The sequence below is a fragment of the Microbulbifer magnicolonia genome (assembly GCF_035117725.1).
Taxonomy (GTDB): Bacteria; Pseudomonadota; Gammaproteobacteria; order Pseudomonadales; family Cellvibrionaceae; genus Microbulbifer; species Microbulbifer magnicolonia.
This window is the reverse complement of record NZ_JAYEFD010000006.1, coordinates 50,648-72,180: the sequence shown is the minus strand read 5'-3', so window position 1 is coordinate 72,180 and position 21,533 is coordinate 50,648. Positions and strand designations below refer to the sequence as shown.

The following is a 21,533-nucleotide window of genomic DNA, read 5'->3' as shown; positions in this document are numbered from 1 at the left end:
CTTATTCCCAATCAGGCCCGTTCCCAATCAGGCCCGGCGCTGCTCAGCCGCCAGGCGCAGCGCCAGGCCGGCGAGCACAAGGCCCATGACATAACGCTGTACCGCCAGCCACAGCGGCCTGCGGCCGAACCAGCGCGAAACGCCTGCGGCGGACAGCACGATCAGCAGGTTCACGGTAAAGCTGACCGACATCTGCGTCAGGCCGAGCAGCAGCCCCTGGAAAAACACCGCGCCCCGCGCGGGCTCGATAAACTGCGGAAAGATGGACAGGTAGAAGAGCGCGGCCTTCGGATTCAACAGATTGGTCAGAAAGCCCATGGCGAACAGCCGCAACGGCGTGTCCGGCGGCAGCGGCACGGGATCGAACGGGGAACTGGCACCGGGGCGCAGCGCCTGCCACGCCAGCCACAGCAGATAGGCGGCCCCGGCCCATTTCAGCAGCTCATAGGCGAGCGGCACCGCGAGCAGCAGCGCGGTCAGGCCCGCGGCGGCGGCGAGGATATGTACCAGGAAGCCGGCGATCACCCCCAGCAGGGAAATGAACCCGTCCCTGCGCCCCTGACAGACAGAGCGCGAGACGAGATAGATCATATTCGGCCCCGGCGTGAGCACCACCAGCAGGGCCGCGCCGGCAAACACCAGCCATTCGGTCAGCGATATCATCACCCCTCCATGGTTACTGCGGCCCCGCCGCACACAGCAGACAAAGGGGCCGCTGCGGATTCGCGCTAGAGCAGAATCAGGTTGTCGCGGTGGATCAGCTCGTCGTCGTCGCGGTAGCCGAGCAGCTCGGCAAACCGCTCCGACGGCTGCCCGACTATTTTTGCGGTTTCGCCGCTGTCGTAGTTGACCAGACCGCGGGCAATCTCCGCGCCGGCACTGTTGCGGCAGGAAATCAGGTCGCCGCGGTGAAAGCGCCCCTCGACCGCGGTGACCCCCACTGCGAGCAGGCTCCTGCCACCGGTGCGCAGCGCCGCCTCGGCACCGGCATCCAGGATTACCGCGCCGCGGACCTGCAGCTGCCCGGCCAGCCAGCGCTTGCGGGCGGTCAGCGGGTCCGCCTCCGGCAACAGCAGGGTGCCCAGCGGCTCGCCGGCGCACACCCGCTCGATGACGTTTTCGGTAGCCCCGCCGACAATCACCGTGCTGGCGCCCGAGCGGGCGGCCAGCTGCGCGGCGCGCACCTTGGTGGTCATGCCGCCGCGGCCGAGACCGCTGCGGGAACCGCCGGCCATGGCCATCAGCTGCGGGTCCGCCGCCGAGCCCTGGCCGATCAGTTCGGCGGCGGGATTGTCGCGGGGGTCCTCGGTGAACAGGCCGTCGGCATCGGTCAGTATCAGCAGCGCGTCCGCCTCCACCAGGTTGGCCACCAGTGCCGCCAGGGTGTCGTTGTCGCCGAAGCGGATCTCATCGGTGACCACTGTGTCATTCTCGTTGACGATGGGCACGGCGCCGAGGGACAACAGGGTGCGTAGGGTGCTGCGGGCGTTGAGGTAGCGGGTGCGGTTGGAGAGGTCGTCGTGGTCCAGCAGAATTTGCGCGGTGCGGCTGTCGAACTGGCCGAAGGCGTGCTCGTAGACCTGCACCAGGTGGCTCTGGCCGATGGCCGCGGCGGCCTGCAGCTGGTGGATGGATTCCGGCCGGCGGCGCCAGCCGAGCCGATCCATGCCCGCGGCCACGGCGCCGGAGGAGACCAGGATCACCTCGACGCCGCGCTTGCGCAGCGCGGCTATCTGTTCCACCCAGTTGAAAATCGCCGCGCGGTTTACGCCGCGGCCCCATTCATTTCGCTCAAGACTGCCAGTCAGCAGGGCGCTACCGATCTTGATGACCCAGCGCCGACTGGCGGCGAGATGTTGCCGAGCTTGCACGGAATTCCCTCCCCGAGAATACCCCACGCGGGGCAAAAGGCCGGGCAACACCTCTGTCCGGCCGGACTGTTAATGCCGGTATTCTATCTCGACATCGTGATCATCGTCGTCCCAATCGTCGTCATCCTGCCCCTTGGCCGCGCGGCGCTTGGTGCGCTGGATCTCGCGCAGTTCGTCGATACGCTCCCGCGCCTCGCGCTGCATCTGCCGCTGGGATTCCAGCTCCGCCTCGGCCAGCTCCGGATCGGCCTCCTCCTCGGCCTTGCGCTGCTCCAGGTAGTCCATCAGGCGACCGGAAAGCACGTCGGTGCCCTCGCCGCGGATCGCAGCCACGCGGAACACCGGGCCCTGCCAGTCCAGCGCCTCGACGATCGCCTTGCAGCGCTCTTCCAGCTCCGCCGCCGGTACCAGGTCGGTCTTGTTCAGCACCAGCCAGCGCTCGCGCCCTGCCAGAGTCGGACTGAAACTGGCCAGCTCGCGCTCGATGGCGCGGGCATTTTCCACCGCATCGGAGCCATCGAAGGGCGCCAGATCCACCAGATGCAGCAGCACGCGGCAGCGGGTGAGGTGCTTGAGGAAGCGGATACCCAGGCCGGCGCCCTCGGCCGCGCCCTCGATCAGGCCGGGAATATCGGCGATCACGAAGCTGCGGTGCGCCTGAACCTTCACCACACCCAGATTCGGCACCAGGGTGGTAAAGGGGTAGTTGGCCACCTTGGGCTTGGCCGCGGACACCGCGCGGATAAAGGTGGACTTGCCGGCATTGGGCAGGCCGAGCATGCCCACGTCCGCCAGCACCTTCAGCTCGAGCTTGAGGTTGCGCTCCTCACCCAGGGAGCCGTTGGTGGTCTGGCGCGGCGCGCGGTTGGTACTGGACTTGAAGCGGGTGTTGCCGAGGCCGTGCCAGCCGCCCTGGGCCACCAGCAGGCGCTCGCCGGCCGCGGTCATATCGCCGAGGGTCTCGCCGGTATCCACGTCTATCACGGTGGTGCCTACCGGCACCTTCAGGACCAGGTCGTCACCCTTGGCGCCGGTGCAGTTGCGCCCGCGACCCGGCTCGCCGCTCTGGGCGGCATAGCGGGTCTGGAAGCGGAAATCCACCAGGGTGTTCAGGGCGTCGTCGGCTTCCAGGTAGACGGAACCGCCGTCACCACCGTCGCCGCCATCGGGGCCGCCCTTCTCGACGAACTTTTCCCGGCGAAAACTCAGGCAGCCGTTGCCGCCCTTGCCGGCCTGCACGTGAATGGGCGCCTCATCGACAAATTTCATGCTATCTCCACCGCTTGCGCGGTCGTATTCCTAATTTGCAGTGTAATCTGCAACGATTTTCCTACACAAACCGGCAGGGCCGAAGGCGCCGCGAATGCCTGGAGCGGCCGGGGACGCCGTTTTGCACAGCCAAAGGCTGCCCACCGGTGAGGGCCATGGATGGCCCGAATGACAAAACGGCAGGGCCGAAGGCGCCGCGAATGCCCGGAGCGGCCGGGTACGCCGTTTTGCACAGCCGAAGGCTGCCCACCGATGAGGGCCACGCATGGCCCGAATGCAAAAAGCCCCGCAAAGGGCGGGGCTTTTTTGAAGCTTAGGCCTGGAACCGCTTAGGCTGTTTCGATGGAAACGAACTTGCGGTTGTTGGGGCCTTTCACTTCGAACTTCACCATGCCGTCCGCGGTGGCGAACAGGGTGTGGTCCTTGCCCATACCTACGTTGACGCCGGCGTGGAACTTGGTGCCGCGCTGACGCACGATGATGCTGCCTGCGGATACAGACTGGCCGCCAAAGCGCTTCACGCCCAGGCGTTTACTTTCGGAATCGCGACCGTTGCGCGTACTACCGCCAGCTTTCTTGTGTGCCATGAGTCGTTACTCCTCTGCTTATGCCTTGATGCCAGTGATTTTAACTTCGGTGTACCACTGACGGTGGCCCTGGCGCTTCAGGGAGTGCTTGCGGCGGCGGAACTTGATGATTCTCACCTTCTCGCCGCGGCCGTGGCTGACCACTTCAGCAGTTACCTTAGCGCCGCCTACGACGGGAGCACCGATGTTGATCTTGTCGCCATCGACAACCATCAGCACCTTGTCGAAATCGATGGTTTCGCCGGTGGCTACTTCCAGTTTCTCCAGGCGAAGTACTTCGCCCTCTTCTACGCGGTGCTGCTTGCCACCGCTTTCAATTACAGCGTACATATTTCTATGCTCCAAAATGGACGACACGAAGCAGCGGGAGAGACCCATCAAAACCGTTGAGTCACTGCTCCGCGTTTTGGGAGCTTGCGCCGTGTTGTTTAAAATCAGCCGCCGGGCGGGCCCAGCCCAACTTGCCAACTGGACTTGGGGGGACCGGCTCGAGCGGGGCGCAGATTCTAATCAATTCGCCGGATTGATACAATAGCGCCCCTCTGCCGTCCGGCCCTCTCCGGATAGCCCTAAGAAGCAGTATAAGGAATCCATGCATGTTGCCTTTTCACCGGGTCGCCGCCGACGATTTTGCCGCGGTCAACCAGCGCATTCTCGACCAACTGCACTCGGACGTTCCCCTGGTGGAAAATATCGGCCACTACCTGGTCGAGGCCGGCGGCAAGCGCCTGCGGCCACTGCTGGTGCTGCTGTGCGCGCGGGCCTGTGACTATAAAGGCCGCGATCATATCGATCTGGCGGCGATCATCGAGTTCATCCACACCGCCACGCTGCTGCACGACGACGTGGTGGACACCTCGGACAGGCGCCGCGGCCGCCTGACCGCCAACGCCAAGTGGGGTAACGCCCCCGCGGTACTGGTGGGCGACTTCCTTTACTCCCGCGCCTTCCAGATGATGGTGGCCCTGCAGGACATGGACATCATGGCCATCCTCTCCGACACCACCAACACCATCGCCGAGGGCGAGGTGCAGCAGCTGGTCAATGCCGGCGATCCGGCGGTGAGCGAGGACAACTACTTCACCGTGATCCACAAGAAGACCGGCGCCCTGTTCGAGGCCGCCTGCGAGACCGCGGCGGTAATGGCGGGCTGCGCCAACGAGGAGCGCCGGGCTCTGAAACTCTACGGCCGCAGCCTCGGCCTGGCTTTCCAGCTGGTGGACGATGCCCTGGACTACCGCGGCAACCCGGAGGAACTGGGCAAGAACGTCGGCGACGACCTGGCCGAGGGCAAGCCGACCCTGCCACTGATCTATACCATGGCTAACGGCACCGAGGCGCAGGCGGCGCTGGTGCGCGAGGCGATCGAGCAGCGCAGTGCCGCGAATCTGGTGGAGATAGTGGCAGCTATCGAGGCCTGCGGCGCGCTCGACTACACCATGGAGCGGGCGCGGGCGGCAGTGGATGAGGCGAAGGACCAGCTGGCCTTCCTGCGCGACAGCGAGCAGAAGACCGCATTGCAGCAACTGGCGAGTTTTGCGGTGGAGCGGACGGTTTAGCACCGACCCGGGGGACCAAGATCGTAGGGGCGAACCTTGTGTTCGCCCTTTTTCGTTCAGTGCTTCGTAGACAATTTGGTGGCGGCCCGGCTACCGGGGGCAACTTTGCGAGACACGCCGTGAATCCATCCCTGGAGGCTTTTCGGCCGGGCTACCCGGCCGCTCCATCGCGGCCCCTTCGGCCCCTCCGGCCGACAGTCCCGCAAAGTTGCCCCCGGCAGCAGGGCCTTCGCGTTACGATCATTCCGACCGGAAAGCTCGCCTGTCAGAACCATGCTTACAACGCTACGTGGTTTGAATAGAAGGTAAAGTGCTGGGTGCGCCATTTCAAAACCGTCGGCGACAGGGATGTCGCCGACGGAGCGTACAGGGATGTATTCACAGCGGTTTTGAAATGGCGCACCCAGTGCTTTGCCGCCACGTAGGAGAACAAAGCACCACGGAACCAGATACAAAAAAGGGCGAACACAAGGTTCGCCCTTACATCCGGCAGGAACCGGAATCAGCCACGTATCAGCTTCAGCAGCTCTTCGGTCTTCTTCCGCATCAGCGCCTCATCCCCGCGGGACTCGACATTCAGTCGCACCACCGGTTCGGTGTTGGACATGCGCAGGTTGAAGCGCCAGTCGGCGAAGGCGACGCTGAGACCGTCCACATGCTCCACGCTCTCTGCACCCGGGCCGTACTGCGCTTCGGCCGCCTTGAGCAGCGCCGCCGGGTCCTCGACTTTGGAGTTGATCTCACCGGAACAGGGGAAGGCGGCCATGCGCTCGCCCACCAGCTGTGACAGCGACTTGCCGCTGCGGCTGACCAGCTCCGCGACCAGCAGCCACGGAATCATGCCGCTGTCGCAATAGGCGAAATCGCGGAAGTAGTGGTGCGCGCTCATCTCACCGCCGTAGATGGCGTCTTCCTTGCGCATGCGCTCCTTGATGAACGCGTGGCCGGTTTTGCTCTGTACCGGCTCGCCGCCGGCGGCGCGAACTATGTCCTCGGTATTCCAGGTCAGGCGGGGGTCGTGCACCACTTTCGCACCCGGATGTTTGACGAGGAAGGCCTCCGCCAGCAGGCCGACCACATAGTAGCCCTCGATAAAGTCGCCGCTCTCGTCGAAGAAGAAGCAGCGGTCGAAGTCGCCGTCCCAGGCGATGCCGAAATCGGCACCGCTTTCGCGCACCGCTTCCGCAGTGGCACTGCGGTTCTCCGGCAGGATCGGGTTGGGGATACCGTTGGGGAAATTGCCGTCCGGCTGGTGATGCACACGCACAAACTCGAATGGCAGGTGCGGTGCCAATGCATCTACAACTGTGCCGGCGCCGCCGTTGCCGGCATTGACCACCAGCTTCAGGGGTTTCAATGCGGCGGTGTCGACGTACCCCAGCAGGTGCTGCACGAAGTCGGCGCGGTGCTCGTAGCGGCTCAGCTCGCCGCGCTTGTCCACCGGGCCGAAATCGTTTCCTTCCGCCAGGCGCTTGATATCCAGCAGGCCGGTATCGCCACTGATCGGGCGGCTGCCGGCGCGCACGAATTTCATGCCGTTGTAGTCCATCGGATTGTGGCTGGCCGTCACGCAGATGCCGCCGTCGGCTTTTTCCCCATCAAACAGGCCGTGGAAGGTGGCGAAATAGACCTCCTCGGTACCGCACTCGCCGATATGGAATACATCGGCACCGGCGTCGCGCAGGCCATTGGCCAGGGCGTCGGTCAGCTCGCCGCTGGTCAGGCGGATATCGTGCCCCGCGACCACCCGGCGCGCACCCAGGAACTGGGCGAAGGCGCGGCCCACGCGGTAGGCGATATCGGTGTTCAGCTCGTCCGGCACGCGACCGCGCAGGTCGTAGGCCTTGAAACAGGTCAGCTCGGTCATTTACTTCTTCTCCAGCTCAGCCTGCTCCGGCAGGTAAACATTCTCGTAAACGTAGTTGGTGGCCTCGATAAAGCCGTCCACGGAGCCGCAGTCGAAGCGGCGCCCCTTGAAGCGATAGGCCAGCACGCAGCCGCGCTGGGCCTGGGCCAGCAGCGCATCGGTGATCTGCACTTCGCCGTTCTTGCCCGGCGGCGTCTCGCGGATCAGGTCGAAGATATCGGGCGTGAGGATATAGCGACCGATAATCGCCATATTGCTGGGCGCGTCTTCCGCCGCCGGCTTCTCCACCATATCGGTGACCTGGTAGAGGCCCGGCTTGATCTCGTTGCCGGCGATCACGCCGAACTTGTGGATATGCTCCTTCGGCACTTCCTCTACCGCGACAATGCTGCAGCGGAACTGCTTGTACAGCTGCACCATCTGCCCGAGCACGCCGATGTCCGCGTTCAGGCACAGGTCGTCCGCCAGTACCACGGCGAAGGGCTCGTCTCCCACCAGGCGCTGGCCCTGCAGTATGGCGTCGCCGAGGCCGCGCATTTCCCCCTGGCGGGTGTAGGAGAAGCTGGCGCTGTCGATCACCCGGCGCACACTGTCGAGATATTTTTCCTTGCCGGTCCCCGAAATCTGGTGTTCCAGCTCGAAATTGGTGTCGAAATGGTCCTCGATGGCGCGTTTGCCGCGACCGGTCACGAAGCCGATCTCGTTCAGGCCGGCCTCGATGGCCTCCTCCACGCCGTACTGCACCAGCGGCTTGTTCACCAGTGGCAGCATTTCCTTGGGCATGGCCTTGGTGGCCGGCAGGAACCGGGTGCCGTAGCCGGCCACCGGAAACAGACATTTCTTAAGCATTCTTAACCCCAACAATTCTTTTCGAATGCGCTCCCCCGCGCTAGACGGGGAAACTTATCACAAATCCCATACAGCGTTCACTCGTAGAGTGCTGCCACTGACCGGTGTCGCCAAGTGACACAGCCTCCCGAGAAACTGTTACAAATCTGTGTCAGCAATCCGCGCACCAGTCACAAAAAGGGCTATGACCGACTGGACAAGCTATCCTCAGACCTTAGAATGCCCGCTCTTGCAAAAGCGCCCACTCTTTATTGCGCAAACACCCAACAACGGGGACCCAATGAGTAATTTCGTTCAAAAAAGCAGCTACAGCAAAGAAGAGCTCCTGGCCTGTTCTCGCGGTGAGATGTTCGGCCCGGGCAATGCCCAGCTGCCCGCACCCAATATGCTGATGCTCGACCGCATCACCCATGTCTCCAAGGATGGCGGCGTCTACGGCAAGGGCGAGTTGATTGCAGAACTGGATATCCACCCGGACCTGTGGTTCTTCGAGTGCCATTTTCCCGGCGACCCCGTGATGCCGGGCTGCCTGGGTCTCGACGCCATGTGGCAGCTGCTGGGTTACTTCCTGGCCTGGAAGGGCAATCCCGGCCGCGGCCGCGCCCTGGGTTGCGGCGAGGTGAAGTTCACCGGCCAGATACTGCCGACCGCCAAGAAGGTCACCTACCATATACAGATGAGCCGCCTGGTGGAGCGCAAGTTGGTGATGGGAATCGGCGACGGCTCCGTCTCCGTGGACGGCCGCGAGATCTACACCGCGAAAGACCTGCGCGTGGGCCTGTTTACCCGCACCGACAATTTTTAAGTCCAGTCGGGTATCTCCGGTCGGGCAGCCCCGGCCGGGCAGGTTTCGCCCGGACAGGTCCGCTGCGAACCAACTCTGACAAGAATAACTAAGTACACTGTCGAAAAGCTTTATTGGAGATCACTATGCGCCGGGTTGCCATTACCGGAATGGGTATTACATCCTGCATCGGCACCAACACCGAGGAGGTGACAGCCTCCCTGAAGGCGGGCCGCAGCGGCATCCGCTACCAGGAGGAGTACCGCGAGCTGGGCCTGCGCAGCCAGGTTGCCTGCCCGGTGGACATCGATTTCAAAGAGTATATCGACCGCAAAGTACTGCGCTTTATGGGCGATTCCGCCGCCTATGCGTACATCGCCATGCAGGAAGCCATCAACAAGTCCGGCCTGGAGGAGAGCGACATCTCCAATAACCGCACCGGCCTCGTAATGGGCTCCGGTGGCACCTCCACCCGCGAGGTCATCGAGGCAGCGCAGGTGCTGAAGGAGAAGGGGGTACGCCGCGTCGGTGCCTACCGCGTGCCGCAGACCATGAGCAGTACCGTCTCCGCCTGTCTGGCCACGCCCTTCAAGATCAAGGGCGTGAACTACAGCATCTCCTCTGCCTGCGCCACCAGCGCGCACTGTATCGGCCACGGCGCCGAGCTGATCCAGATGGGCAAGCAGGATATCGTCTTCGCCGGCGGCGGCGAGGAGCTGGCCTGGAGCCTGACGCACCTGTTCGATGCCATGGGCGCCCTGTCGACCAAGTACAACGAAGAGCCCACCCGCGCCTCGCGCCCCTATGACGCGGACCGCGACGGCTTCGTCATTGCCGGCGGCGGCGGCTGTCTGGTGCTGGAGGAACTGGAACACGCCAAGGCCCGCGGCGCCACCATCTACGCCGAGCTGACCGGCTACGGCGCCACCTCCGATGGCTACGACATGGTGGCCCCGAGCGGCGAGGGCGCGGTGCGCTGTATGCAGCAGGCGCTGGCCGGCATGGACGGCAAGGGTCTCGAGGGCAAGGTGGACTATATCAACACCCACGGCACCTCCACCCCGGTGGGCGACGTGGCGGAACTGAAAGCCATGCGCACCGTGTTTGGCGACCAGGTTCCGGCCTTCGCCTCCACCAAATCCCTGACCGGCCATTCCCTCGGCGCCGCCGGCGTGCAGGAGGCGATCTACTGCCTGCTGATGATGCAGAACGACTTTATCGCCGCCTCCGCCAATGTGGACAACCGGGATCCCGCCGCGGAAGGCATGGACCTGGTGACCAAGGTGCGCGAGCAGGAAATCAGGCGCGCCATGTCCAACAGCTTCGGCTTCGGCGGCACCAACGCCTGCCTGATTTTCGACAAGGTCTGATCGACCGACAGACAGCACCAATAAAAAGGGCGATCCTCGGATCGCCCTTTTTATTGGTGTTTGGCTGCGGTCGACGTCCGGGGCAGCCCAAGCACCGCTCGCGGCCATGGGCCGCTCCTACACATAGCGCGCGATAGCGCGAGTGTCGATGCGAAGGCCCTGGTGCCAGGGCCGCCACCGAACTGCCTAGAGCCTGCGCAACGAAAAAGGGCGAACACGCGGTCCGCCCCTACGGAATCAAATAAACGGCCGGCGGCTAGGCCGAATCGCCGCCCTTGTCCGCCTCCAGCCGCTCCAGCCACAGCTCCACCTGCCGGGTCAGCCCCTGGCGCCAGCTGCGCTGCTGGATGCCGAACACGTCGCGCAGCTTGCCGCAGGCCAGCACCACACTGTGGCCCTCGCCCGCCGGCAGCGCATTCAGCTCCGGGGAAAAATCCTCATCGTAGAAGGACTGGGCCCGCTCCACGACTTCGCGCGCAAACTCCATCGCAGTACAGCTGTCGGCGGCACCGTAGTGATAGATACCGGATGACGGCGCACCGCTGGCCAGTTGCTGGGCCAAGGCCACCGTAACCCTGGCCATATCCATTACCGTGACCGGGCTGCCGCGGCTCTCGTCGTCCAGCGCGATGGGCTGACGCGCCACCAGGCCGCGCAGTATACGCCCCAGCAGGGCGTCGTCATTGCGGTCGATCATCCAGCCGAAGCGCAGAATGGTCAGGTTGTGGTGCCCGGCCAGTGCCTGTTCGCAGGCCAGCCACTGGCGCCCGGCATCCGACGCAGGTGCCGGGGTGTCGTCCTCGTCATAGCGCTTGCGCGTGCCGCCGGGAAACACCTGGTAGGAAGAGAGATGGAGAAGATAGCTGCAGTTCTTGTGCGCCAGCGCTTCGCACACCCGCAGAGCCTCCGGCATGTTCTGGGCCCCGGCGCAGGCCGACGCATTGATCACGATCGAGCGCGGGCGGAGCTTGGCCAGCTCGCCCGGCGCCAGCAGCTGCACGCGGAAACCGGCGCGCTGCAGGCGCTTCTGCAGTGCGCCGTCGATTTCATTGCCGGCGCCGATAACCGCGACCGAATCCGGCCTGTAACCGGTATGCAACTCTGCCACGGGGTGTGCTGCGCCTCAGATCAGAAGGGAATGTCGTCGTCGAAGCTGTTGTCGAAACCGCCGGCAGGCCCCTGGCTCGAAGGCTGCTTATTGGACGGTGCCATCGGCGAAGGCGCGGTGCGGCCCTGGCCGTAGGACCCCGCCTGACCGCCGCCCTGCTGCTGGTAGCCGCCCTGCTGATAACCGCCCTGGAAGCCGCCACCCTGCTGCTCGTAACCGCCCTGGTCACCCATGCCCTGGCCACCCATGCCCTGATTAAAGCCACCCTGCTCGCCACGGCCGTCGAGCATCTGCATTTCGCTGGCGACGATCTCAGTCGTGTAGCGGTCCTGGCCACTGGTCTTGTCCTGCCACTTGCGGGTGCGCAGCGAGCCCTCGATATAGACTTTGGAGCCCTTGCGCAGGTACTCGCCGGCGATCTCCGCCAGGCGGTTGAAAAACACTACGCGGTGCCACTCGGTGCGCTCCTGCTGCTGACCGGTCTGCTTGTCCTTCCAGGTCTCGCTGGTGGCCAGGCTGACATTGGTGACTGCGCCGCCGCTGGGCATATATTTGGTTTCCGGGTCGTTCCCCAGGTTGCCGATCAGAATAACTTTGTTGATACCCCTGGCCATGGCCCTCTCCTCTTCCGCCCGGGCCGCGCCCGGAGTAATAGTCGTTCAAATGTTAAATTTCTGGGTTCACTCTTGCGCAGTCTCTGCGCGGCCGCCACTAGCGGCGACCAGTGTATTTTTATCCAGCAGCATACAACAGACGCCGCCGGTTAGTAAGCGCTACCCGCCTCCAGGCCGCGCATCCGCAGCAGCCACCAGATCAGCGCCCACAGCAGCAGTACGGCGAAGCCCAGTGCCGCCACAGCCCCGGTGCCACCGAGGCCGAACAGGTAACCGCCCAGGCTGCCACCGAAGAAGGCGCCGAGGAACTGCAGCGTCGCGTAGAGCCCGGTCGCCGCGCCGCGGGCGTCCGCCGGCGCCACCCGGGTCAGCTGTGCCGGCAGCAGTGCCTCCAGCAGATTGAAGGCGATAAAGAAAGCTGCCAGCAGCGCCACCAGCGCCGCACCGCCGCCGACGGGCAGCAGGGCCGCACTGCCGGCGGCGAGACCGAGCAGCGCCAGTCCCATCGCCAGCGGCACCTGTCCGCTGCGCTCGGCGAACCGCAGCAGCGGCAGCATCACCACAAAGGCCCCCAGCATCAGCGGGCCGTACAGCTTCCAGTGCTCGGCCGCGGGCAGGCCGAGCCTGTCCACCACCACCAGCGGCAGCGCGACAAACAGCGCGGTCAGCAGCAGATGGGAAAAGAAGACCCCGCTGACCAGCTGCCAGGTATCCCCGCTGCGCAGCAGGCTGCGGAAACCGCCGCGATACACCGCCGGGCCGCGCGCCGCCGGCGGTGTCGGCACCAGGCGCCAGACCAGCAGTATGCCCAGCAGGGCGAGCGCCATCGTCAGCCAGAAAATGGCCGACAGCCCGCCGATGCCGGCCAGGGCCGGCCCGAGTATCACCGCCAGCATAAAGGCCACGCCGATGGCACCGCCGATAATCGCCATGGCGATGCCGCGCTTCTCGCTGCGCGTCAGGTCCGCCACCAGCGCCATGGTGGCCGCGGCAATGGCGCCGCAGCCCTGCAGCACGCGGCCGACGATCAGCCCGTAGACCGAGTCGGTCTGCGCCGCCACCAGGCTGCCGAAGGCGAACACCGCGAGCCCCATGTAGATCACCGGCTTGCGCCCCCAGCGGTCCGACAGCATGCCCAGCGGGATCTGCAGCAGCGCCTGGCTCAGCCCGTAGGCGCCCAGTGCCAGCCCCAGCAGCGCCGGGGTGCTGCCGCGGTAGTCGGCGCCGTACACCGACAGGACCGGCAACACCATAAACAGGCCGAGCATGCGGAAGACATATAGGGAAGCCAGGCCGGTCAGGGCGCGGCGCTCTGTGGAATTCATGCGATTCCCGGGACAGCATCAAACAGGGCGCGCATTGTAACAGCGGAGGGTGGTGAGACTGTAGGGGCGATTCGGACGTCCGCTGCGGCTCAGCGGCGCCCGTAATCATCGTCGAAGCGGACTATATCGTCCTCGCCCAGGTAGCTGCCGGACTGCACCTCGATCAGCTCCAGCGGGATGGTGCCCGGGTTTTCCAGGCGGTGGGTCACCCCCAGCGGGATATAGGTGGACTGGTTTTCGGTGACCAGCAGTTCCTCGTCGCCGCGGGTCACTCTCGCCGTGCCGCGCACCACTATCCAGTGCTCGGCGCGATGGTGGTGCATCTGCAGGGACAGCTGCCGGCCCGGCTTGACCACGATGCGCTTGACCTGGAAGCGCGGCCCGGCATCGATGGAATCGTAATAGCCCCAGGGGCGGTAGACCTTGCGGTGGCGCTGGGCCTCACTGCGCTCGGAGCGCTTCAGGCTCTGCACCAGTTTCTTGACCTCCTGCACCCGCTGCTTGTCCGCGATCAGCACCGCATCGTCGGTGTCCACCACCACCAGGTCGCGCACGCCGAGCAGGCCCACCAGCCGGTTGTCGGCGCGCACCAGACAGCCCGCGCTGTCCTCCACCAGCACATCGCCGTGCAGCAGATTGTCGTTGGTGTCCTTGTCCGCCAGTTCCCAGAGTGCGGACCAGGAGCCCACGTCGCTCCAGCCGGCAGCCATCGGCACCACCGCCGCGGATTCCGTCTTCTCCATCACCGCGTAGTCCACCGACTCCTCGGCGCAGGCGGCGAAGGCGGCCGCATCGACACGGGTGAAATCCAGGTCCCGCGCGGCGCCGGCGAAAGCGGACTGGCAGGCTTCGAGAATATCGGCGCGGTGCTGGCCCAGCTCCTCGATATAGCGCGAGGCGCGGAACAGGAACATGCCGCTGTTCCAGGAGTATTCGCCGCTGGCCAGATAGGATTCCGCGGTGGTCGCATCCGGCTTCTCGACGAATTCCGCCACTTTCCAGACGCCATCACCCGCGCCCTCACCGCGGCGGATATAACCGTAACCGGTTTCGGCGCGGGTCGGCACTATGCCAAAGGTCACCAGGTGGCCCTGCTGCGCCAGTTCGGTGGCCTGCGTCACCGCCGCCTGGAAAGCGGCCACATCCGCGACCGCGTGGTCCGCCGGCAACACCAGCAGCAGCGGATCGTCGTCGCCCCCACCTCCCCCGCTCTCCAGGGCCGCCAGGGCTGCCAGCGCTATGGCCGGCGCCGTGTTGCGAGCGCAGGGTTCGAGCAGTATCGACTGCGCCGCGCGGCCGATTTCCTGCAGCTGCTCGGCGGCGGCGAAGCGGTGCTCCTCGTTGCAGACGAGAATCGGCGCCTGCAGCTGCGGCAGTCCGTCCAGACGCAACGCGGTAGCCTGCAACATGGTGTCGCTGCCCGCCAGCGGCAGGAACTGTTTCGGATAGGCTTCACGGGACAGCGGCCACAGGCGCGAGCCGGTGCCACCACAGAGAATGACTGGGATCATGAATTGCCGGTTATTTTGCTGGGGATCATGGATCGAAGGTTAGTTGGTAAATTTTTAGCCCGCAGAATTTTGGCACAGTACAGCGCGGGATTATACTTGCCTGTTTTCCCGGCCAAGGTAGCAAGAGCGTGGACACGATTTTCGTAAGGGGTGCGCGCACCCACAACCTGAAGAATATCGATCTGGATATTCCCCGCGACAAGCTGATCGTGATCACCGGCCTGTCCGGCTCCGGCAAGTCCTCCCTCGCCTTCGACACCCTCTACGCCGAGGGCCAGCGCCGCTATGTGGAGTCGCTGTCCACCTACGCGCGCCAGTTCCTGTCGATGATGGAGAAGCCGGACGTGGACACCGTGGAGGGCCTGTCGCCGGCCATCTCCATCGAGCAGAAATCCACTTCCCACAACCCCCGCTCCACCGTCGGCACCATTACCGAGATCTACGATTACCTGCGCCTGCTGTTCGCCCGCGTCGGCGAACCGCGCTGCCCGGACCACCGGGAACCGCTACAGGCACAGACCGTCAGCCAGATGGTGGACCAGGTGCTGGCCCTGCCGGAGGGCACCAGGATCATGCTGCTGGCGCCGATAGTGCGCGACCGCAAGGGCGAACACCTGCACGTGTTCGAGCAGCTGCGCCGCGACGGCTTCGTGCGCGCGCGCATCGACGGCCTGGTCTGCGATCTCGACGACACGCCCAAACTGGACAAGCGCAAGAAACACACCGTCGAGGTGGTGGTGGATCGTTTCAAAGTGCGCGACGATCTGCAGCTGCGCCTGGCGGAATCCTTCGAGACGGCACTGAGCCTGACCGATGGCATAGCGTCCATCAGTTTTATGGACGGCAAGGAGGACGACCGCCTTTTCTCTGCGCGCCACGCCTGCCCTGTCTGTGACTACTCGCTGGACGAACTGGAGCCGCGCCTGTTCTCCTTTAACAACCCGGCCGGCGCCTGCCCCAGTTGCGACGGTCTCGGCGTCAAGCAGTTTTTCGACGAAGATAAAGTCATCCTCGACCCGGACAGCAGTATTTCCGAGGGTGCCATCCGCGGCTGGGACAGGCGCAATATCTACTACTACCACATGCTCGCTTCACTGGCCGAGCACTACGGCTTCGATCTGGACAAGCCGTGGAACAAACTCGCAAAGAAATATCGCGAAGCCATCCTGCACGGCAGCGGCGACACGCCGATCGATTTCAGCTACGTCAACGACCGCGGCGACGTGACCATCCGGCGCCACACCTTCGAGGGCATCATCCCCAACTTCCAGCGCCGCTACCGCGACACCGAATCGCAGTCGGTGCGCGACGAACTGGCCAAATACCTGAGTACGCAGAAGTGCCCCGACTGCGAGGGCACCCGCCTGCGCCGCGAGGCGCGCAACGTGTTCGTCGACGACCGCACCCTGGCACAGATCACCGCGCTGCCGGTGGGCGACGCCTTCGACTATTTCGCCCACCAGCTGAAATTCCAGGGCGCGCAGAAAGAGATTGCCGACAAGATCCTGAAGGAACTGCGCGACCGCTTCCGCTTCCTGGTGGACGTCGGCCTGAATTATCTGACCCTGAACCGCAGCGCCGAAACCCTGTCCGGCGGTGAGGCGCAGCGCATTCGCCTCGCCAGCCAGATCGGCGCCGGCCTGGTCGGCGTCATGTACATTCTCGACGAACCCTCCATCGGCCTGCACCAGCGCGACAACGAGCGCCTGCTCGCCACGCTCACGCACCTGCGCGATATCGGCAACACGGTGATCGTGGTCGAGCACGATGAGGACGCGATCCGCACCGCCGACTTTATTGTCGACATAGGCCCGGGCGCCGGCGTGCACGGCGGCGAGGTGGTGGTGGCCGGCAGCCGCGACCAGGTGGCGGCCTGCGACCGCTCCCTCACCGGCCAGTACCTGTCGGGCAAGAAGCAGATCGCCGTGCCGGAACAGCGCAACCCGGCGGGCGACCAGTTTCTGCAAATCGAGGGCGCGACCGGCAACAACCTGCAGAGTGTCGATCTGGAGATTCCGGTGGGGCTGTTCACCTGCGTCACCGGCGTGTCCGGCTCCGGCAAGTCGACGCTGATCAACACCACCCTGTACCCGCTGGCGGCCACGGCGCTGAACAAGGCGACCACGCTAAAGGCATCGCCCTACAAGACGGTGCGCGGTCTCGAGCATTTCGACAAGTGCGTCGACATCGACCAGAGCCCGATCGGCCGCACGCCGCGCTCGAACCCCGCCACCTACACGGGAATATTCACGCCGATCCGCGATCTGTTCGCCGGCACCCAGGAGGCCAGATCCCGCGGCTACAAGCCGGGGCGCTTCAGCTTCAACGTCAAGGGCGGCCGCTGCGAGGCCTGCCAGGGTGACGGCGTGATCAAGGTGGAGATGCACTTCCTGCCGGATATCTACGTGCCCTGCGACACCTGCAAGGGCAAGCGCTACAACCGCGAAACTTTGGAAGTGCAGTACAAGGGCAAAAACATCCACGAAGTGCTGGAGATGACCGTCGAGGACGCGCGGGAATTCTTCGACCCGGTGCCGGCCATCGCCAAGAAACTGCAGACGCTGATGGATGTGGGCCTGTCCTATATCAAACTGGGCCAGGCGGCGACGACGCTTTCCGGCGGCGAGGCGCAGCGGGTCAAGCTGTCGCGCGAACTGTCCAAACGCGATACCGGCAAGACCCTGTACATTCTCGACGAGCCCACCACCGGCCTGCACTTCGCCGACATCCAGCTGCTGCTCGACGTACTGCACCGCCTGCGCGATCACGGCAACACCATCGTCGTGATCGAGCACAACCTGGACGTGATCAAGACCGCCGACTGGATCGTGGACCTGGGCCCGGAGGGCGGCTCCGGCGGCGGCCAGATCATTGCCACCGGCACACCCGAACAGGTCGCGGAGATCGATGCGTCCCATACGGGGCGTTTCCTGAAGCCGATGCTGGCGGCGGCGCGCGCCTGAGTCACCGCACCGACGCCAAAAAACAAAGGGCGAAGCCACAAGGCTTCGCCCTTTTTTCCTTGGGCATCCGGCAGTTACTCGCCGCTGCCACGTAAACCGGACAGGCGGCGACCGTTGGTATTTGCCAATCCCTGTGATTAACTCATCGCTACCAAAAAACTTACGCTAGCAACAATAACGATAATGAAATTTGGCAAGTTCCTGAATATTGGCCCCGCCACCATGGTGGCCGCCGCCTTTATCGGCCCGGGCACCGTGGTCACCGCCAACCTGGCCGGTGCCGAGTTCGGCTATGCGCTGCTGTGGGCACTGCTGTTTGCCATACTGGCGAGCGTGATCCTGCAGGAGATGACGGCGCGCCTCGGCATAGTGACCCAGCAGGGGCTCGGCGAAAACATTCGCCAGACCTTTCAACAGCCACTGGCGCGCGGCCTGGCCATCACACTGGTGGTCAGCGCCATCGTCGTCGGCAACGCCGCCTACCAGAGTGGCAATATCGCCGGCGCCAGCATGGGGCTGAATACCCTGGCCTCGGCCATCAGCCACACGCCGCTCAGATTCGATGCCTGGCCGCTGATCGTCGCCGCCACGGCCGGCGCACTGCTGTGGCGCGGCGAATACCGCATCATCGAGGGCGCGCTGGTGTCGCTGGTCCTGTTGATGAGCCTCGCGTTCCTGGCCACGCTCGCGCTGACAAAACCGGACCTCGCGGCCCTCTTCAAGGGGCTGCTGCTGCCCGGCATTCCCTCGGGCGCCGGGCTGACCGTCATCGCACTGATCGGCACCACCGTGGTGCCCTACAACCTGTTCCTCCACAGTTCCAGTGTCGGCAAGAAATGGCGGCACCCGGAACAGCTGCCACAGGCGCGCCGGGACATCTATTTCTCCATTCCGCTGGGCGGGCTGATTTCCATCGCGATAGTTTCGACCGCGGCCTCCGCCTTTTTTGGCAAGCAAATCCTATTGAACGGAACTGCGGATATCGCCCTGTCGCTGCAACCGCTGTTTGGCGCCAGTGCCCGGTATTTTATGGGTATTGGACTGTTCGCCGCCGGCATTTCCTCGGCCCTGACCGCGCCGCTGGCTGCCGCTTATGCGCTGAGCGGTATACTGGGTATGAAAGCCGATATGCGCTCTGCCGGCTTCCGCCTGGTCTGGCTGGCGATCCTGATCATAGGGACACTGGTCGCCACCCTGGGATTACGCCCGGTCAGGCTTATCTGGTTTGCCCAGGTGGCAAACGGACTGCTGCTGCCGATCGTTACGGCTTTTCTGCTGTGGGAAATGAACTCGGCGAGACTGGGGCAATACCGGAATTCGCGCATACAAAACCTGCTGGGCCTGCTTGTTCTGTTGGTGACACTGCTACTCGGCGGCCGCAGCCTGATGTCCGCCCTGGGTTGGTTATAAATGCAGACGATAGATATCAATTGCGATCTGGGGGAAGGCAAAACGGCCGCCGACTGCGCGCGGGATGCGCAGATAATGCCGTATATTTCCCGCTGCAATATCGCCTGCGGCGGCCACGCCGGCAATCTCACCACCATGCAGCTGTCTGTCGCCAATGCGCGGAGAAATGGCCTGCTCGTCGGTGCCCATCCCGGTTACCCGGATCCGGACAACTTCGGCCGCGTGTCGCTAAAAATAGAGCTCGGCAGCCTGCTCGAATCCATCTGGGAACAGGTCAATCGGCTCCGCGACGTCGCCGGGGAAGCGGCCGTTCGGCTGGACCATATCAAGCTGCACGGGGCCCTCTACAACGATGCCGAAGCCGATCGCGCGCTTGCCGAACGGCTGGTCGGCTTCCTCGCCGAAGAGTTTCCGGCTCTCAAAATCATGGGGCTCGCCAACGGGGAAATGGAAGCTGCGGCGCGCAGGCACCGGCAGCCGTTTATCCGCGAGGGTTTCATGGATCGCCGCTACCTGAACGATCATCAGCTCGCGCCGAGAAGTATGGAGGGCGCCGTCATTTCCGAGCTTGACCTCTGTCTGGCGCAGGCCCTGTGCCTGGCCCAAGGCCGGCCATTCGAGTCATGCTCCGGCGCGCCGCTGCAGTTCTCTGTCGACAGTATCTGCGTGCACGGGGACAACCCCAATGCGGCCGCAATTGCGCAACGGCTGCTGCTGCATTTCCAATCGCAGGGAATCGCCGTGCGCCGATGAAGTTTGCATTCACCATCGCCAGCAACGGCGACAGCGCGCTGGATATCCGCTTCGACGCACCGCCCGGCGAAGAACTCAGCCAGTACATTATCGCCCTGCAGCAGGAAATCACGGCGCAGAAGTGGGATGGCGTACAGGACCTGATCCCCGCCTATCAGTGTCTGACGGTCTGCTTCGATCCAATGCAGTGCGACGGCACAAATCTGACGGTTCGCGTGGAGGCTCTCGCGGGCGCGCTGCTCAGCCGGCCGCCGGCGCTCGAGCGAAGCCCCCGCCTGATCCGCCTGCCGGTCTGCTACGAAGCGGAGTTTGGCCCGGATATGGCGGCGGTAAGCGCTCACACCGGCCTGTCTGCAGAGCAAATCATCACCAGCCACTGCGCCCCGCACTACCTGGTGCATATGCTGGGCTTTACCCCGGGCTTCCTGTATCTCGGCGGACTGCCGCCGGAACTGCACTGCCCGCGCAAGGACAACCCCGAGCTGCGGGTAGCCGCCGGCTCCGTGGGCATTGGCGGCAGCCAGACCGGCATTTATCCGCAGGCCACACCGGGCGGCTGGCAGATTATCGGGCGCACGCCGGTCAATCTGTTTCGGCCGCAAGGCGCACAGCCATTTATCGCCGAGCCGCTGGACCGGATCGCATTTTATCCGATCGACAGGCAGCAGTTCGAGGGGTTTGAACAGGGCGCCCTGGAAGTCACGCCGCTGGAGCCGGGTCCGTGAGCATTCGCTTCCTAAAGTCCGGCCTGCAAACCAGCGTCCAGGATCTCGGCCGAACGGGACTGATGCGTTACGGCATTTCCCGCGGCGGCGCCGCCGATTCGGTGGCGATGACGCTGGCCAATCTGCTGCTGGGCAATCCGCCGGAGAACCCGGCACTCGAGGTGACGTTGACCGGTCCAAGCGTCGAGTTCCAGTGCGATATCTCGATCGCGATTGTCGGCGCAGATTTCGAACTGCAACTGAATAATCACGATGTCGAAAGCAACCGGGTGCTGCAGATAAAGTGCGGCGACACCCTTAGCTTCGGCGGGCTCCGCAGCGGCGCCAGGGCTTATATCGCCTTCTCCGGGCAGATGGAGCTGCCGCTGGTATTGGACGGTTTCAGCACTTATCTGCTCGGGGAATTCGGCGGCCTGGAGGGCAGGGCTATTCGGGCGGGAGATACTATCCATTTCAGGCGGATTCGGCGCGTCCGCCCGCTCTGCCTCGAAGAAAAGTTTCGACTCAAGTACACCGGGCACCCGCGACTGCGGGTCGTCGCCGGCGCCGAAGAGCCCTACTTCAGCGATGAAGCACAGCGGGCGTTCTACCGGCAGGCATTTCGGGTCTCGGCGCAGAGCAATCGCATGGGCATCCGCCTGTCAGGCGACGCGCTGGGCGTGAAAGAAATGCCGCAGCTGGTTTCCTCCGGCCTGTGCCCCGGCACCATTCAGGTACCGCCGAGCGGCCAGCCGATTGTCTCTTTCGTCGAGGGACAGACCATCGGCGGCTATCCGCGTATCGCGCATGTGATTAGTGCCGACCAGCATATGCTCGGGCAGCTGAAACCCAATGACCGCGCCAGCTTTTCGAAAGTCAGCCTACGGCAAGCGCGGGAAATACTCGCTGGCAAAGTGCGGTTAATGGATCAACTACAGGCGGCTCTGGCTGCACAGTAGGGAGGCCTATCCACCAGCAGTTTGAGACTG

General features: G+C 64.3%; 19 protein-coding genes. 8 read left to right on the top strand and 11 right to left on the bottom strand.

What is annotated here, in order from left to right; translation table 11 throughout:
* Positions 1–27: 27 nt before the first annotated feature.
* The 5 genes from RRF64_RS18265 to rplU all read right to left on the bottom strand — a co-directional run bounded on the left by RRF64_RS18265 (position 28) and on the right by rplU (position 4,057).
* The gene (locus RRF64_RS18265) at positions 28–663 is read right to left on the bottom strand and encodes a LysE family translocator (protein WP_323847359.1); all 636 of its coding nucleotides are present in this window, start codon (positions 661–663) and stop codon (positions 28–30) included.
* 65 nt (positions 664–728) lie between these two features.
* Positions 729–1,871, bottom strand: a complete 1,143-nt coding sequence (proB, locus tag RRF64_RS18260) for a glutamate 5-kinase (protein WP_323847358.1) — start codon at positions 1,869–1,871, stop codon at positions 729–731.
* 69 nt (positions 1,872–1,940) lie between these two features.
* A complete protein-coding gene (gene cgtA / locus RRF64_RS18255) occupies positions 1,941–3,140 on the bottom strand; it encodes an Obg family GTPase CgtA (protein WP_323847357.1) in 1,200 nt (399 codons plus the stop codon).
* 329 nt (positions 3,141–3,469) lie between these two features.
* Positions 3,470–3,727, bottom strand: coding sequence for a 50S ribosomal protein L27 (gene rpmA, locus RRF64_RS18250; RefSeq protein WP_323847356.1), 258 nt, complete (start codon positions 3,725–3,727; stop codon positions 3,470–3,472).
* 18 nt (positions 3,728–3,745) lie between these two features.
* Positions 3,746–4,057: a 50S ribosomal protein L21 gene (gene rplU, locus RRF64_RS18245; RefSeq protein ID WP_323847355.1), complete on the bottom strand. Its 312-nt coding sequence runs from the start codon at positions 4,055–4,057 to the stop codon at positions 3,746–3,748.
* A 266-nt stretch (positions 4,058–4,323) separates the two neighbouring features.
* Here rplU and RRF64_RS18240 point away from each other — a divergent pair, with 266 nt between their 5' ends.
* Complete coding sequence (locus tag RRF64_RS18240; RefSeq protein WP_323847354.1) at positions 4,324–5,286, top strand: polyprenyl synthetase family protein; 963 nt, start codon at positions 4,324–4,326, stop codon at positions 5,284–5,286.
* Between the two features lie 502 nt (positions 5,287–5,788).
* Here RRF64_RS18240 and RRF64_RS18235 read toward each other — a convergent pair.
* Positions 5,789–7,153, bottom strand: a complete 1,365-nt coding sequence (locus RRF64_RS18235; RefSeq protein ID WP_323847353.1) for a phosphohexomutase domain-containing protein — start codon at positions 7,151–7,153, stop codon at positions 5,789–5,791.
* Positions 7,154–8,002: a UTP--glucose-1-phosphate uridylyltransferase GalU gene (gene galU / locus RRF64_RS18230; RefSeq protein ID WP_323847352.1), complete on the bottom strand. Its 849-nt coding sequence runs from the start codon at positions 8,000–8,002 to the stop codon at positions 7,154–7,156.
* 280 nt (positions 8,003–8,282) lie between these two features.
* Here galU and fabA point away from each other — a divergent pair, with 280 nt between their 5' ends.
* On the top strand, positions 8,283–8,807 hold the full coding sequence (gene fabA / locus RRF64_RS18225; RefSeq protein WP_323847351.1) for a 3-hydroxyacyl-[acyl-carrier-protein] dehydratase FabA: 525 nt from the start codon (positions 8,283–8,285) through the stop codon (positions 8,805–8,807).
* Positions 8,808–8,932: 125 nt separating this feature from the next.
* Positions 8,933–10,156: a beta-ketoacyl-ACP synthase I gene (gene fabB / locus RRF64_RS18220; RefSeq protein WP_323847350.1), complete on the top strand. Its 1,224-nt coding sequence runs from the start codon at positions 8,933–8,935 to the stop codon at positions 10,154–10,156.
* Positions 10,157–10,412: 256 nt separating this feature from the next.
* On the opposite strand, the gene RRF64_RS18215 is transcribed toward fabB, so the two are convergent.
* The 4 genes from RRF64_RS18215 to RRF64_RS18200 all read right to left on the bottom strand — a co-directional run bounded on the left by RRF64_RS18215 (position 10,413) and on the right by RRF64_RS18200 (position 14,714).
* Positions 10,413–11,264 carry a sugar nucleotide-binding protein gene (locus RRF64_RS18215; protein WP_323847349.1) on the bottom strand — a complete coding sequence of 284 codons (852 nt, stop codon included), beginning with the start codon at positions 11,262–11,264 and terminating at the stop codon, positions 10,413–10,415.
* A gap of 20 nt (positions 11,265–11,284) precedes the next feature.
* Entirely contained in the window at positions 11,285–11,878 is a 594-nt protein-coding gene (gene ssb / locus RRF64_RS18210) for a single-stranded DNA-binding protein (RefSeq protein WP_323847348.1), read from the bottom strand.
* A 149-nt stretch (positions 11,879–12,027) separates the two neighbouring features.
* On the bottom strand, positions 12,028–13,203 hold the full coding sequence (locus RRF64_RS18205) for an MFS transporter (protein WP_323847347.1): 1,176 nt from the start codon (positions 13,201–13,203) through the stop codon (positions 12,028–12,030).
* A gap of 89 nt (positions 13,204–13,292) precedes the next feature.
* Entirely contained in the window at positions 13,293–14,714 is a 1,422-nt protein-coding gene (locus RRF64_RS18200) for a mannose-1-phosphate guanylyltransferase/mannose-6-phosphate isomerase (RefSeq protein ID WP_323847346.1), read from the bottom strand.
* Positions 14,715–14,842: 128 nt separating this feature from the next.
* On the opposite strand from RRF64_RS18200, the gene uvrA reads away from it, so the two are divergent.
* From uvrA to RRF64_RS18175, 5 genes are all read left to right on the top strand, one after another.
* A complete protein-coding gene (gene uvrA, locus RRF64_RS18195; protein WP_323847345.1) occupies positions 14,843–17,677 on the top strand; it encodes an excinuclease ABC subunit UvrA in 2,835 nt (944 codons plus the stop codon).
* A gap of 183 nt (positions 17,678–17,860) precedes the next feature.
* Positions 17,861–19,087, top strand: a complete 1,227-nt coding sequence (locus RRF64_RS18190) for an Nramp family divalent metal transporter (RefSeq protein ID WP_323847344.1) — start codon at positions 17,861–17,863, stop codon at positions 19,085–19,087.
* Entirely contained in the window at positions 19,088–19,840 is a 753-nt protein-coding gene (gene pxpA, locus RRF64_RS18185; RefSeq protein ID WP_323847343.1) for a 5-oxoprolinase subunit PxpA, read from the top strand.
* Complete coding sequence (pxpB, locus tag RRF64_RS18180) at positions 19,837–20,565, top strand: 5-oxoprolinase subunit PxpB (RefSeq protein ID WP_323847342.1); 729 nt, start codon at positions 19,837–19,839, stop codon at positions 20,563–20,565. The genes pxpA and pxpB overlap by 4 nt, the downstream gene beginning before the upstream one ends.
* Complete coding sequence (locus RRF64_RS18175; protein WP_323847341.1) at positions 20,562–21,503, top strand: 5-oxoprolinase subunit C family protein; 942 nt, start codon at positions 20,562–20,564, stop codon at positions 21,501–21,503. Before pxpB ends, RRF64_RS18175 begins: the two co-directional genes overlap by 4 nt.
* The last annotated feature ends 30 nt before the right edge of the window (positions 21,504–21,533 follow it).

Bases quoted from the DNA above. Each gene is read 5' to 3' on its own strand.
- RRF64_RS18265 (WP_323847359.1), bottom strand. From the start codon at position 663: ATGATATCGCTGACCGAATGGCTGGTGTTTGCCGGCGCGGCCCTGCTG.
- cgtA (WP_323847357.1), bottom strand. From the start codon at position 3,140: ATGAAATTTGTCGATGAGGCGCCCATTCACGTGCAGGCCGGCAAGGGC.
- rpmA (WP_323847356.1), bottom strand. From the start codon at position 3,727: ATGGCACACAAGAAAGCTGGCGGTAGTACGCGCAACGGTCGCGATTCC.
- rplU (WP_323847355.1), bottom strand. From the start codon at position 4,057: ATGTACGCTGTAATTGAAAGCGGTGGCAAGCAGCACCGCGTAGAAGAG.
- RRF64_RS18240 (WP_323847354.1), top strand. From the start codon at position 4,324: ATGTTGCCTTTTCACCGGGTCGCCGCCGACGATTTTGCCGCGGTCAAC.
- RRF64_RS18235 (WP_323847353.1), bottom strand. From the start codon at position 7,153: ATGACCGAGCTGACCTGTTTCAAGGCCTACGACCTGCGCGGTCGCGTG.
- galU (WP_323847352.1), bottom strand. From the start codon at position 8,002: ATGCTTAAGAAATGTCTGTTTCCGGTGGCCGGCTACGGCACCCGGTTC.
- fabA (WP_323847351.1), top strand. From the start codon at position 8,283: ATGAGTAATTTCGTTCAAAAAAGCAGCTACAGCAAAGAAGAGCTCCTG.
- fabB (WP_323847350.1), top strand. From the start codon at position 8,933: ATGCGCCGGGTTGCCATTACCGGAATGGGTATTACATCCTGCATCGGC.
- ssb (WP_323847348.1), bottom strand. From the start codon at position 11,878: ATGGCCAGGGGTATCAACAAAGTTATTCTGATCGGCAACCTGGGGAAC.
- RRF64_RS18205 (WP_323847347.1), bottom strand. From the start codon at position 13,203: ATGAATTCCACAGAGCGCCGCGCCCTGACCGGCCTGGCTTCCCTATAT.
- RRF64_RS18200 (WP_323847346.1), bottom strand. From the start codon at position 14,714: ATGATCCCAGTCATTCTCTGTGGTGGCACCGGCTCGCGCCTGTGGCCG.
- RRF64_RS18190 (WP_323847344.1), top strand. From the start codon at position 17,861: ATGAAATTTGGCAAGTTCCTGAATATTGGCCCCGCCACCATGGTGGCC.
- pxpA (WP_323847343.1), top strand. From the start codon at position 19,088: ATGCAGACGATAGATATCAATTGCGATCTGGGGGAAGGCAAAACGGCC.
- pxpB (WP_323847342.1), top strand. From the start codon at position 19,837: ATGAAGTTTGCATTCACCATCGCCAGCAACGGCGACAGCGCGCTGGAT.